General features: G+C 25.4%; 11 protein-coding genes. 5 read left to right on the top strand and 6 right to left on the bottom strand.

The annotated features are described in order from the left end of the window. Positions 1 to 4: 4 nt before the first annotated feature. The 4 genes from nrdE to N9R85_RS00990 all read right to left on the bottom strand — a co-directional run bounded on the left by nrdE (position 5) and on the right by N9R85_RS00990 (position 5,943). The gene (nrdE, locus tag N9R85_RS01005; protein WP_262858219.1) at positions 5 to 2,161 is read right to left on the bottom strand and encodes a class 1b ribonucleoside-diphosphate reductase subunit alpha; all 2,157 of its coding nucleotides are present in this window, start codon (positions 2,159 to 2,161) and stop codon (positions 5 to 7) included. Beyond that, positions 2,154 to 2,609 (bottom strand): class Ib ribonucleoside-diphosphate reductase assembly flavoprotein NrdI, encoded by a 456-nt coding sequence (nrdI, locus tag N9R85_RS01000; RefSeq protein ID WP_262858218.1) that lies wholly within the window; start codon positions 2,607 to 2,609, stop codon positions 2,154 to 2,156. Before nrdI ends, nrdE begins: the two co-directional genes overlap by 8 nt. A 1-nt stretch (position 2,610) precedes the next feature. Further along, positions 2,611 to 3,663, bottom strand: a complete 1,053-nt coding sequence (gene nrdF, locus N9R85_RS00995) for a class 1b ribonucleoside-diphosphate reductase subunit beta (RefSeq protein WP_262858217.1) — start codon at positions 3,661 to 3,663, stop codon at positions 2,611 to 2,613. A 390-nt stretch (positions 3,664 to 4,053) separates the two neighbouring features. After that, entirely contained in the window at positions 4,054 to 5,943 is a 1,890-nt protein-coding gene (locus N9R85_RS00990) for a ribonuclease J (RefSeq protein WP_262858216.1), read from the bottom strand. Positions 5,944 to 6,074: 131 nt separating this feature from the next. On the opposite strand from N9R85_RS00990, the gene rsmD reads away from it, so the two are divergent. Further along, positions 6,075 to 6,623 carry a 16S rRNA (guanine(966)-N(2))-methyltransferase RsmD gene (gene rsmD, locus N9R85_RS00985; RefSeq protein ID WP_262858215.1) on the top strand — a complete coding sequence of 183 codons (549 nt, stop codon included), beginning with the start codon at positions 6,075 to 6,077 and terminating at the stop codon, positions 6,621 to 6,623. After that, the gene (gene rlmD, locus N9R85_RS00980) at positions 6,616 to 7,926 is read left to right on the top strand and encodes a 23S rRNA (uracil(1939)-C(5))-methyltransferase RlmD (RefSeq protein ID WP_262858214.1); all 1,311 of its coding nucleotides are present in this window, start codon (positions 6,616 to 6,618) and stop codon (positions 7,924 to 7,926) included. The genes rsmD and rlmD overlap by 8 nt, the downstream gene beginning before the upstream one ends. Before the next feature lie 22 nt (positions 7,927 to 7,948). On the opposite strand, the gene N9R85_RS00975 is transcribed toward rlmD, so the two are convergent. Further along, positions 7,949 to 8,149 (bottom strand): hypothetical protein, encoded by a 201-nt coding sequence (locus N9R85_RS00975; RefSeq protein WP_262858213.1) that lies wholly within the window; start codon positions 8,147 to 8,149, stop codon positions 7,949 to 7,951. A 3-nt stretch (positions 8,150 to 8,152) separates the two neighbouring features. Next, on the bottom strand, positions 8,153 to 9,007 hold the full coding sequence (locus tag N9R85_RS00970) for a DegV family protein (RefSeq protein ID WP_262858212.1): 855 nt from the start codon (positions 9,005 to 9,007) through the stop codon (positions 8,153 to 8,155). A 143-nt stretch (positions 9,008 to 9,150) separates the two neighbouring features. Between N9R85_RS00970 and N9R85_RS00965 the strand changes: the two genes are divergently transcribed. From N9R85_RS00965 to N9R85_RS00955, 3 genes are read left to right on the top strand one after another with little or no spacing between them, the layout of a single operon-like run. Next, positions 9,151 to 9,516, top strand: coding sequence for a PTS sugar transporter subunit IIABC (locus tag N9R85_RS00965; RefSeq protein ID WP_262858211.1), 366 nt, complete (start codon positions 9,151 to 9,153; stop codon positions 9,514 to 9,516). Continuing rightward, a complete protein-coding gene (locus N9R85_RS00960) occupies positions 9,506 to 13,549 on the top strand; it encodes an AAA domain-containing protein (protein ID WP_262858210.1) in 4,044 nt (1,347 codons plus the stop codon). Before N9R85_RS00965 ends, N9R85_RS00960 begins: the two co-directional genes overlap by 11 nt. Next, entirely contained in the window at positions 13,530 to 13,898 is a 369-nt protein-coding gene (locus N9R85_RS00955; RefSeq protein WP_262858209.1) for an ArsR/SmtB family transcription factor, read from the top strand. The genes N9R85_RS00960 and N9R85_RS00955 overlap by 20 nt, the downstream gene beginning before the upstream one ends. Positions 13,899 to 13,934: the final 36 nt, after the last annotated feature.

Raw genomic sequence — 13,934 nt, 5'->3', positions numbered from 1 at the left:
ATTATTATATTTTGCAAGCTTGACACTCTAAGTTTTCGCTTCCTTCAAGAACATCTTGACGAACACGTACATAATAAATAGAACTACATTTTTTAGTAAATGCTCTTATGTAAGCTTTATTTAAATCACGTGTAGTTGCTTGATCTGTCATAAATAATGTCAATGAAATCGCTTGGTCAACATGTTGTTGAGCAACAGCGGCAAGATCGATAATTGGATTTGGACCCAATTCATAAGCTCCATCTAAATAATATTTTAAGTTTTCATTACTTACTTGATAAGCTGGTACATAAACACGACCAACTTTTCCTTCTTTACGAACTTCAACAGGAGAAACTACAGGTTGTAAACTTGGAGTACATGAAGATAAATATGAAATACTTCCTGTCGGAGCAACTGCCATTAAATGTGAATTTGCTAAACCATATTTTCTAATATTTAAATCCAATTCAATTCAATCTTCTTGAGTTGGAATTTGAACCTGATATTTATTAAAAATATCAATAATTTTTTGTGTTTTAGGAGTAAACTTATTCGCTTCACATTTTGTATATTTTGATAAATATTCACCATTTGCAAATTCTGAAATATCAAATGATTTAAATTTTCCAACTTCTTTGGTCATTTTGTTTGAAGTTTTAAACGCATGATATGCCACTGTGTAAAAGAAAATATTAGTAAAATCTAAAGCTTCTTCACTATTATAATAAATTTCATTTGTAGCTAAAAATCCATGCATATTCATTGCCCCAAGACCTAAAGCATGATTGTTATTATTTCCGTTATTAACCGAAGGGGCAGAACTTAAATCAGCAATTCTTGATACTTTATCAAGAGCACGAATTGAACGTTCAACTACAGAACCAAATTCAATTCCTGAATCCATAATTTTAGCAATATTTAAACTACCTAAATTACATGAAATATCTTCACCTATTTTTTTAACAGATAAATCAGCATCAAATTCAGTTTCTGTTGAAACTTGAGCAATTTCAGAACATAAGTTTGACATAACAATTCTTCCGCGATTTTTATGTGGATTGTTTTGGTTAACAGTATCGTCGAAAAGTATGTATGGATACCCTGACTCAAAATGTAATTCAGCTATAGTTTGAAATAACTTACGGGCACTAATATAAGTTTTTTTAATTTTTGGGTTTTTAACTAAATTATCATATTCTTTAGTAATTGAAATATCGCTCATTGGGACACCGTAAACATCTTTAATGTCTTTAGGTGAAAATAATGCCATTTGTTGATTTTGTTTAGCTAATTCAAAAGTAATATCAGGAACAATAAGACCTAAAGAAAGTGACTTAATTCTTATTTTTTCGTCTGCATTTTCACGTTTAGTATCTAAAAATGACATAACTTCGGGGTGATGAACATTTAAATAAACAGCACCAGCACCTGGTCTTTGTCCTAGTTGATTTGCGTAACTAAAACTATCTTCTAAAATTTTCATTACCGGAATAATACCAGATGATTGATTTTCTAATTTCTTAATAGGAGCACCAAATTCACGTAAATTAGTTAAACATAACGCAACACCCCCAGCACGCTTAGATAATTGTAATGAAGTTGAAATACCACGAGCTATTGATTCCATATTATCTTCAACACGTAATAAATAACATGAAACAAACTCTCCGCGTTGTTTTTTACCGGCGTTTAAAAATGTTGGTGTAGCAGGTTGGAAATAACCTAAAATCATATCTTTTAATATTTTTTGAGCTAATTCTTTATCACCTCCACCAAGTAATAACGAATTCATTATAACTCTATGTGTATAAGTTTCAAGATACTCTTTTTCATCAAAACTTTTTAAACAATATGTTGAAAAGAATTTAAATGCACCCATAAATCCAGGGAATTTATGATTAAAACTTAAACCATATTCTGTTAATTCAACAACATATTCATAACCATATTTATTTACTAATTCCTCTTCGTAGTAGTCATTTTTTACTAAAAATTGTAATCTTTCTAACTCCGAATCAAAATGTTTTAATCTAGGTAAAACATGCGAAATCATATATTGTTTAGCAGCTTCTTTATCTGCTTCAAAATCATATTTTCCATTCATTTGAAGACCTGCTAAAGCGTTTAATGCAATATATTTATCATCTTCTTTATTTAATTTGTTATATGTCTTATTCATTTATACCTCAAAAATTTTTTAAGATCTTTTGTAATCTTTCTACATCTGAAGGGGTACCTCTAAGTTCATATTGATATAAAAGAGGAACTTTTAATTTTGATGTTAATACACTTCCTGCTAAAGCAAAAGTGTTATTAAAATTTGTATTTCCTGATGCAACAACACCTCTACAGTGAGATCTATTCTTTTCATTATTTAAAAACTTAATGACTTGCTTTGGTACAGCACCACTTGTGAATTCTCCACCACCAGAATATGTTGGACAAAATAAAACATAATCAAAATCAACTTCTATACTTTCTTCTATTTCATAAGGAATAGCCGTACTATTAAAACCTAATTTTTTAACAAATGTTTCTGTATTTTTTGTATTTGTACTAAAGTAAACGCAATGAACATCACCGGTTGGTTTCACAACGTTATCTAATTTAACTGTATCTAATTTCATATTAAAAATCTCAATCCTCATCTTCTGTTTCTTCGCTTACACCCATAACATAACTACTTCCATTTCCTGAGAAGAAATCATGATTTTCGTCTGCACGAGCAGATAGCTGTGCAAATACTTCTGGTTTAATTTTTGTTTCTTCATCTGTAAAAGGTGAATCATAACCTAAATTTTGTAAAAATTTACCAGCATTATATAAACTAAACTTAATCGCATCTTCAGCTAAGTTTTCTCCATCGCTTAAATGGAATCCATCATAAAGTTCATACAAGAATTTTTTCTCCAAATCAATAAGTTCATACATTAATTTGAAAACAAATTCTTTCATTTCTGCTTGTTTTTCTGCTGATTCTTTTTCAATTTTACGTTGATATTTATAACCACTATAATAATTATGAATAACTTTATCACGTAAAATTAAACGAATGATATCACTTGTGTTTGGTAATTTTGAACGTGCCGATAAATAAAACGGTAAGTAAAATCCACCATACAATAAAAATCCAGGCATTAAGGCAGATGCAACTTTAGATTTTAAAGGATCGTCCCCAACATAATAAGGTATAAGAGCTTTAGCTCTTGCCTGTAAAGCATCGTTAGCAACTACCCACTCATGAGCTTCTTCTATTTGTTCACTTGAACATAATGTACTAAAAATTGTTCCATAACTTCTAGCATGTACACCAACCATAAATGCAAAGTTAGCATAAATAACTTGTTCATGATCTGTTACTGAGTGTGGAATCTGTGCTGTATCAGATACTGTTGCTTGTACAGTATCTAATAAAGTTAAACCCGTAAAAGTTCTTGTAACTAATTGTTGTCATTTTTCGTCTAAAGTATTTCATGATTTTAAATCATTAGATACTGGAATTTTTTCTGGTAATCAAAAGTTCTGTGTAACTCTATTTCATACTTCTAGATCTTTGTCATCATTTATTCAGTTTCAGTTAACACTTCTTAGCCTTCCTTTAAAACCATTTTGATAATATTCAATTGGTGAAACCGAATTGTAATAATATTCATTTTTTATTTTTATTTTTTTATTTTCCATTTTTATTGCTCCTCATATTTTGACTTCATATACCCTTTGCAACCACCGCAACGGGTTAATATATAATACAATATTTAGACGTCTTTTTTTAAAAAAAATTAAATAAAAAAAATACTTTAAAAAAATATTTTTTTATACCTAAATTTTGATATGATTTTAGATTAGCTTTTTTTTATTCAGTTTTTGAATTAATATGTTAAAAAAATCTTTTATGCCTAAAATATAGTAATTTTCGTCATCAAAGTTAGTTTGATGAAAAATATTTTCACGTTATAAAAAATGTTTTTTACCACATTTATGCATTTTAATATTCATAACAAAAATAAATCATTTTTTTATTCAAAAAAACAGTTTAAAAAAAGCGACTAAATAGTCACTATTTCATCATAATTAAACTTCGTCGTCTTCATCAATTAAATCATCTTCAACATCAACGTTTCCGAATATTTCATTTTTAATTTCGAGTAACATTTCTTTTTGTTTATTTGAAATTCTTTTATTTGTTTTAATGTTTTTAACTTCTTCTTGAGGTTGTGAATTTCTATTATTTGTAAATTTTATTTTTTTAGTTATTAATTCAGAATCAGGTTTTTCATCTGTAAAAATAATAGTAGGAATTATAATAGGATTTCTTCTTTTTTCTTTATAGAACAATGAACTTAAACGATCAATAATGATTTTTTCTAAATCTTCTTTTGTTCAATCTTTTATATTCTTAATTTGATGTAAAACTGCACCATTACTTACCCTTTTTGCTTCTTCAACTAAATTTTTGGAAGTTTTTACAAAGAAACTACCACGAGTTATTATTTGAGGTCTAGAAACAATATTATTATTTTCTTTATCAATATAGAAAATAATATTTACAAAACCAGATTTTTTTAATGTTTCACGTTCTTTTAATGTCTCTGAACTAGTAGTTAAAACTGTATGACCATCAATATAAACCGGTCCGTAATTTACCTTTTGATTTGTTTTGTAAATTTCTTCATCCAACATTTCATAGACTACGCCTTTGTCAAAAATAATTACATTAGAATCTTTAACTCCATTTTCTTTCGCAGTATTACCATGGGCAACACTCATACGATATTCACCATGATATGGTAAAAAGTATTTAGGTTTAGTTAGCTGAAAAATTTTATCGTGTTCTCATTTGTACGCATGCCCGGAAGTGTGTAAATAACCGTCCACACCATTTTCTTTTATGATTGCGCCTAATTTATAAAGTCTATTAATTAAAAGTTCTACAACCATTCTATTTCCAGGAATTGGACTAGACGAAAAAATAACTGTATCATTTTTTGTTATTTTAACGCTTGCATGTTTACCATAACTCATCCTTGATAAAGCGGCAAGTTGTTCCCCTTGAGAACCTGTTGTCAAAATAACTAAATCTTGATCCTTTACTGTTGCTAATTGTTTTTTTTCAATTAAAACATCATCACCAACGTTTATATAACCTAATTTTCTACCTATTTTAACACCTTGAATCATTGAACGCCCAAAAGTGATAACTTTTTTACCTAATTTTTCAGCAAGTTCAATAATAACTTTAACTCTAGTTAAATTAGATGCGAAAGTTGTAATTATTAATTTTTTCTTAGCGTTAACCATAATGCTTTCTATATCATTTAAAATATCACTTTCAGAAGGCGAATGGTTTGGTCTCATCGCATTAGTAGAATCAGATAATAATGCCGTTAAGCCTTCTTTACCAATTTGATCTAGACGGGCAAAATCAGTATAGTTACCTATTGGTGTATAATCAAACCTAAAATCACCAGTACACATTACACTACCGTTTGGTGTAGTTATTCTAACCCCAAAAGCATCAGGAATAGAATGTTGTGCTGTTCAAAAATCTACTTTACAATTATTTTCAAACTTATATACGGCACTTTTTTCTATTTCTATAAATTCTATTTTTTTATTAATGCGTTGCTCTTCAAATTTAAGTTTTAAATATTGAATTGCAATTCTTGGTGCAAATATTTTGTTTAAATTTGTTTGTTTAACTAAATAAATTACACCACCAATATGATCTTCGTGACCATGTGTTATGAATAAACCTTCAATTATTTTGTTTTCTTGGTTTAAGTATTCATAGTTAGGTATTATACCTTTGACACCTGTGTTAAAAGTATCAGCAAACTTTATACCTGCATCAACTACAAAAATATGATCTTCATGATCAATAACTAAAGTTGATTTTCCAATTTCCTGAAAACCACCTAAAGCTATCAATTTTGTTGGTGTTTTTTCTTTTTTTGATAGCATGAAATCTCCTAAATTATTAAATTTGAAAAAATGAATAATACTTTAATTTTAAGTACTAATACTATTATATAATAAAATAAAATATACTAAAATAAGTATATATATTATAATACTTATACAAGGAGTTTAATATGTTAAGAATAATAAGTGGAATTTATAAAAATAGACTAATACAAGAGCCGGACTTAAAAATAACTAGACCTACAACAAATAAAGTTAGAGAGGCTATTTTTTCATCTATACAATTTAAAATTATTGATAAAAATGTGCTTGATTTGTTTTCAGGTTCCGGAGCTTTATCTATCGAAGCTATAAGTAGAGGCGCAACAAAAGCAGTTGCCATTGAAAAAAACAGAGAAGTTTATAAAACATTAACTTCTAATATTAACTCATTAAAAATTAATAGTGTAAGAACTTTAAATATTGATGCGACTGATTTTTTAAATAAAAACAGTGACTCTTTTGATTTTATTTTTTTAGATGCTCCGTACAATGAATATCAACTTGTAAATAATGTTTTAGAAAAAATTAGCGAAAAATCTTTATTAAACTCAAATGGTGAAATAATACTAGAAACAAATAAAATAAATGAAATAATTATCCCGAATAAATTTAGAATTTTTAAACAAAAAAGATACGGAAGGATAGATATTTTATATATTTGTTATGAAAATGAATAACTTTTTAAAAGATGATATTTTAGAAATTGAATGTAGCGAAATAACCTATGAAGGATATGGAGCTACAAGATTTGAAAAATACAGTATTTTTGTCCCAAACTTTTTACCAGGAGAAGTTGCTAAAATTAAGTTGAATCAAGTTTATTCGAAATATGCATTCGGAGAAGTTGTTGAATTTATAAAAAAATCAAGTTATAGGTTGAAAGATAAACAGTATCTTCAATATAATAATGCTTCATTAGTGAATTTAGAGTATAGCAAACAAATCGAATTTAAAAGTCAGTATTTTTATAAATTAATTAAATGAAATTTAGATATTGAAGATAAACTAATATATGATTTCATATGTTCTCCAGTTACTAAAAATTATAGAAATAAAGCAAGATTTCCTTTTTTGATAACTTTAGATAATATTGACATAGGTCAATACCAAAGAAGAAGTAACAAAATTATAAAACTAGATCAAGAATTAATTTTAATTGATAGAAAATTAGAATTTGAAATTAAACAAATAGTTGAACTAATTAAAAAATATTACTCAAACAGTCAAAATAAGTGATTTTTTAAGGAACTAACAGTTAGAATTGGAGAGAATAACAAGTTACAAATAATAATTGAAATTACTAATTTTTTTAATTTAGACAAAAACCTAATTGAAGAACTAAAAAATACAAATGTTATTAATCAATTATTTTTAAAACTAGAAAACAAATACATAAAATTAATCAATGTTAGTCCTTTAAAAATGCGAATTAATGATAAACAATTTCTTGTAAATCCAACTAATTTTTTTCAAGTAAATAGTTTTGTTTCATCGTTAATGTTTAACAAAATAAAAGAAATTAATTTAAATTCAAATAAAAAAATACTAATAGACTTATTTTGCGGTGTTGGAGTAATTTCTCAACTCGTTGCAACTGATAATCAACGAATAATAGGTGTGGATATAGATAAAAACTCTATAGATTTAGCCAATCAAAATAAACAAATTAATAATGTGAATGGTGCATATTATTCCGGAGATGCTTTTAAAATAATCGAATCTAAGGCTAAAAAAATTAATCTTGAAGATTCATTAATAATAGTTGACCCTCCAAGAAGTGGATTAAACGAAGGTATGATTCAATGATTTGAAACTAAAAAAATTAAAGAAATAATTTATATGTCCTGTGATCCTAAAAGTCTAGTTAGAGACCTAAAATTATTGCAAAAATTAAATTATAAAATTAATTTTATGCAAGGTTTTGATATGTTTCCAAATACAGAACATATTGAGTCAATTACTTATTTAAAAAAAGATTAGAAATATACAATCTAATCTTTTTTTATTTTTCAGTTAAAAAAATCAAATACACAACAACACCTATTAAAGCTAAAACGGCTATAAAAGACAATAGTGCAATTATATAAATAATTTTATTTTTATTATATTTTTTTATTTCTTCAATGGGTAAATGGTTTTCACTGATTACTTCTTCAATAACTTTAGTAAATTGTTTTTCAATTTTATTTTTATTTTTTTTCATAAATTACTTTAATTCAGGCATTATAGAAATCCCAATTGCCTCATTACCTGTATGTGCAGCAATACTTAATGGTAAGTAGTTTTTTGTTGAAGGTTGCAATTGTTCTTGAGAATTAACAAAATCATTAGCTTCTTTATCTAAACCATGAACGATATCTAAGTAAAATTTAGTTTTAGGATCTAATTCTTTCATTTTGTCAATAAAACTATTTGTTAATCCATAAGCTTTGTTAAGAGCATTTTTAAAAGTTAATTTAATAGAATGAGGACTAATTGTACCATCTTCCTTATATTCAAAAATTGGGAAGATTTTAACCTTGCTTAAAATAAACTTCTTAATAGAACTAAGTCTACCGCTTTTTATAAGATTTTCTAGAGCTTTTGGAACAAAATATGTTTTTGAAGTTTCATTAATTTCGTTAACCTTTTCAAATAAATCATTTATTTTAAAATCTTTTTGTTCATAAAGTCATTTTATATGTTCAGCAACTCTAACTAATTGAGTATTAAATAAATGAGTTTCCATTATAAACACATTTTTTAATTTTTGAGCAATATTTCTAGCGTGTTGAATGGTACTTGACATATGTGATGAAATACCTAAATAAACAACTTCATCAAACTCTTTAGATAACTTTTCAAAAACTTCCGTCATAAAACCTAAACTAGGTGAAGAAGTTTTTATAACAAGATCTTTTTTGTCATATTCTTTAAGTATTGTTTCGTTATTTTCTCCTGTATCATAGTATATTTTATTATTAAATTGAATTTCTAAAGGTAAAAAACCATACCCTTTTTCATTTGCTTCAGTAATTGACATGCAAGAAAATGAATCTAAAATAATTCCTAATTTTTTCATATGATAAGTATAGCAAATAATAAAAAAATTAATATTAAAAAAGTACTTTGTTATTTTTAATAAAAAAATTATAAAAAACCTTAAATGAGCACTAATGTTAATTTATATTAATATATTTTATATATTAAAGTATAATTAAAAGCATGATTAAAAATAAATTAAAATTAATTTTTTATACCGTAATATCTTTCGGTTTAATATGAATTAAATGAAAAAAACAAGCTAAAAAACCAGCTAATACTTTTTTTCAATTAGATTACTTACCATTCAAACTTGATGATGTTGTAAAAAATTTAGGTGGTAAAAAAAATATTACTAGTTTAGATTTAAAACCTTCAAGAGTTAATTTACATATTAAAAATTCTAAAATAATTAATGCAGAAGAATTAAAAAATACAAAAGGAATAACAGGTGTATTTTTAAAAAGTAATTCTATTTCATTAATACTTGGGGAATTTTCAAAAATTTTCTATGAATTTGTTTTAAAGGAGATTAATAATGCAAAATAAATATCAAGTTATTTTAGATAATATGTTAGATGTATTACAAAATGATGCATCCATTTTTACTATTGTTGATAATAGAAAATATTTTGATATTTTCAAAATATTAAAAAACGATGATTTTAATAGACTAATCAAAAACAAAGATTTCGAAATCAGCTTAATTAATGACAAAATAAATAATTTAATAACAAAAATATCTTATGCAAATAGCATTGAAGAAATTAATCATATATTGGTAAACCAAAATAAAACCAATTTTGCTTTTAATGAAATTGGCGATGAAGTTGAACTTAAAGTTGCTCAACAAAAAATCATCAATGAATTAAGCAAAAGATATCAAAAATCATTAAGAAGTTGAAATGAACTTAAATTAAAGGTAAATGAAATACTTGATGAAAGTAATGTTTGATCTTTACATATTGGTTTTTTATTTGTTAGATTAAGAAAAGATGAAAAGGCAGTTTATGCGCCTTTATTCCTTAAAGAAGTAGAGATAATCAACAGAAATAACAAACCTTTCTTAAGAAGTAAAGGCGGAATTAAAATTAACGAAAAATTAATTTTTTGATTAAATGCTCAAGGATTTCAAATTAAACTTGATGAAAATTTTGAAGAATTTACAATTTATGACTTAAGAAATAAAATAAAATACGATTGGCAAGATTTATATCAACTTCCAATACATGATTTTGACAAATTCACAAATATCGATCCCGAAAAAATAACAAATGAAAATATTATATTTTATCCCGGTACTATTTTAGGTATTTTTATGCCTTCGGGTGGCTATTCAAGAAATAGAATGAAAGAAATTATCGAAAATAACGAAATTGATTCTATTATAAATGTGGAATTTAATAAAAATAAATATAGAAATACTATAAACAATCGTTTTTACACCGACAATTACACCCTTAGAAACATAACAAAAACAAACAATTCTCAAGATACTGCTATTTTTTCATCACTATTGCAAAATACAGTTATATGAGGTCCTCCTGGTACAGGAAAATCAGAAACAATAATTAATCTTATTTCAAATATATTATTTTATGAATTAACAGCCGTTGTTGCTTCACAAAAAAAGGCCGCACTAGATGTTATTAAAGAAAGATTAGGTGTACTAAGTAGTTTTTGTTTATTTTTAAGCGATTCTAAAACACTAAGAAAAGAAGAGTTTTATAAGCCTATTAAAGAATATATTGATTACTTAGAAAATTATAATTATAATTCTAAATTAGAAGATAAATCAAATTTTAATGAAGCCGAAAAACAATTTGTCCTTCAAGCTTCTGAGTTATTTAAAAATTCTCAAATACACCATATTTTAAAAGCCTATTATTATCTTTATAGAAAAAAAATTAAAGTTAATTTAGATACAGATATTGAATATATAATGAATTTACCAAAAGATATTTATTATCCTTCAGAAGAATTTAACTTAGAGAATAATGTTAAAAAATTAATCTCAGAAAATAAACTAAAATATATGTTCTTCTTGAAAAAATATTGAAATGTAAAAAATATTGCTAAAGATATTAATTTAAAACTACCAGACTTTAATGGTAATTTACAAGATTTAACAAAATTCTTTAATGCAATTAACTATGATGGATTAATTTTTAACAATAATAGTCCTTTCAAACAACTTAACAACTTAATTCAGTTAAGCAAGAAATTAAGAACTAAACAAACATTTTATAAAAAAGAAGACATAAAAAAACATGTAGCCGGCATAATTTTTAGTAAAATAAATGATTTTGACGAAGAAAAAATGAAGCGTTACAAAGAATTCGCTCAATCTGTTAAAGTTGAAAATTACCAACCATATAAGTTCGTAAAAGAGTATATAGACATAATAAAAGTATTATTCCCGATCGTTGTAGCTACTCCGGATTCAGATTTGTCTGGTTGATCAAAAGAAGAATTTGATTATTCAATTTTAGATGAATCAAGTCAAATGTTTATTGAAAACGGCTTACCAATTCTTTATTTATCAAAAACTAAAATTCTTGCCGGAGATATAAAACAGATGCGTCCAAGCAACTGATTTGGATCTAGAAACACTGATGATACTATTTTTGGTAAAGTAGAATCGTTATTAGATTATGTAATTTCCTTGGGTGTTTACCAAACTATTTTAAATAAAAATTATAGATCAAATTACGCTTCTTTAATGTCTTTCTCTTCAAAATATTTTTATGAATCTAATCTTGATGTAGTTGATTCTAACATCGAGAATATCGAAGAACCTATAGAAGTACATAATGTAAATGGTACATGATCTGATAATAAAAATATTGCGGAAGCAAACAAGGTAATCGAAATATTAAAAGAAAATATTAACGATTTTAAAAAAATAATAATTTTAGGTTTTAACGCTAAACAAAGCGATTATGTAACTAATTTAATTTTTGAAGATAAGAAAAATTACGAGTTATTTGCCCAAAAACTAAATAATAGAGAATTATTAATAAGAAACGTAGAGAACATACAAGGTGATGAAGCTGATTTAATTATTGCCACAGTAGCATATGACCAAAACACAAAATTAAGTTCTACATATATTTGTCGTGAAAACGGTAAAAACGCATTAAACGTTGCTGTTTCAAGAGCAAAAACAAAAATGATAGTAGTAAAAACTATTAATTCAAAAGATATACAATTAACCCAAAATTCAACTTCAGATCTTATAATATTTAAAAATTGATTAGAATTTTTAGAATCAGGCCCAGATGGTAGACGTAATTTCTTGAAAAGTATAGATAATTCTCAAAAAGAAACTCAAGAAAGCGACACAATCTATTATGAAGATTGATTTAAAAAATATGTAATAGATAGATTTGAACACACCATCAAAAATGACCAAAATTATGAATTATTAAAAAATTATTCAGTGGGGTCTATAACTTTTGATTTTATGATTCTTAAAAATAAGAGAGTTTTTAAAGGATTTATTTTTGATACATTAAATTATGATAATAGTATTAAAAAATATGCTTTAATAAGAGATAAATATTGGTTTTTAAAAAGCAAAAAATATGATGTAACTATTATTAGTCCAATTTCTTGAATTGAACAACAAAAATTAATTAACATTTGATTCGAAAGAGAAGAAAATAACACAGAGCAACAAACACAAATATTAACAAACTCATATTTATTAAACAAAAATATCGATACTTCTAATGAATATGTAGATAATAATGAAATTAAAATTGACGAAAGAAATACTCAATTTATTTTCGACCAAAATAATATTGACTCAGATTCAAAAGAAATTAATACAGAAATTGAAAATCAAGAAGAAGTTAAAATAATAAGTAACAAAAGTTCAAACACAATTTCACAAACAAAATTTATAAATTTTGTCGAAAAAGAAAAAAGCAACGACATAAGCAATGATATATTACTCAATCCTAAAAATCAATCTCAAAAGGAATACACTCAAGAAGTATTTGAAAATAACTACAATGATTTTGTAACACAAAAAACTAAAGAAATAAACTCGAACAACAATGATGATGATGAAATAAAATTTGAATCTACACAAAATTTTGATAATTTAGAAAAAAACGAAACTTCAAAAAATGAAGAATTAAATTACATTGAAAATAAAATAAAACATTCTGATATTTACGAAATTCCGGAAGATGAATGAAACTTAGATGAAGAAGAACCTGAAGAAATAGAAGACTTACAAAATAACAAAAGTTACTTCTTCAATGAAGAATATTCATTCGAAGAAAAAGATGATGAAATAACTAAAAAGGAATTGAATCTAGAGCAAAAAATAGATTCTGCTATGTCTTTTATTACAAACTCAAACGAAGAAGAAAACAAAAACTTCAATCATATTGACCAAATAGTTGAAAATATTAACAAAGATGATGAATGAATTAATTTCGAAGGCATTCCTGGCACCGAAGAAGATGAAGATCTTTTAGACAACAATGAAGAATTCGAAAATGAAATAAGAAATATTACAAAAAAACTTAAAATAGAATTAGGAGATTATGGACAAAAAGACAAATAATAATGATTTATCATCGCTTTTAGGATTATTCTCCAAGGATATTAAAAGAAAAATTATTTTACATTTATATTCATGTCATGAAAATGAATGCGATGTACTAACACTAGCTAATAAATTTAACTCTAAACAAGCTAATATTTCTAAGCATTTAATGAATTTAAGAACTATGGAAATAGTATACGCAAAAAAAGAAGGTCATAATTTATATTATCAATTAGTGCCTGATTTTAAAGAAAAATATTCCGACTTTTTACAAATGATGTACAAAATGGACGATTCACATGATTTAGAATGTGAATGTGTTTACGATGGGCACGAAGAAGGAAATGAATTATTAAAAAATAATTAATTATAAAAGCCTAAATAAGACTAAAATATCTTATTT

Origin of the sequence: Mycoplasma sp. CSL7503-lung, from assembly GCF_025515455.1 — a bacterium.
GTDB lineage: Bacteria > Bacillota_I > Bacilli_A > Mycoplasmatales > Metamycoplasmataceae > Mycoplasmopsis.
This window is presented reverse-complemented; position numbering and strand designations above follow the sequence as displayed.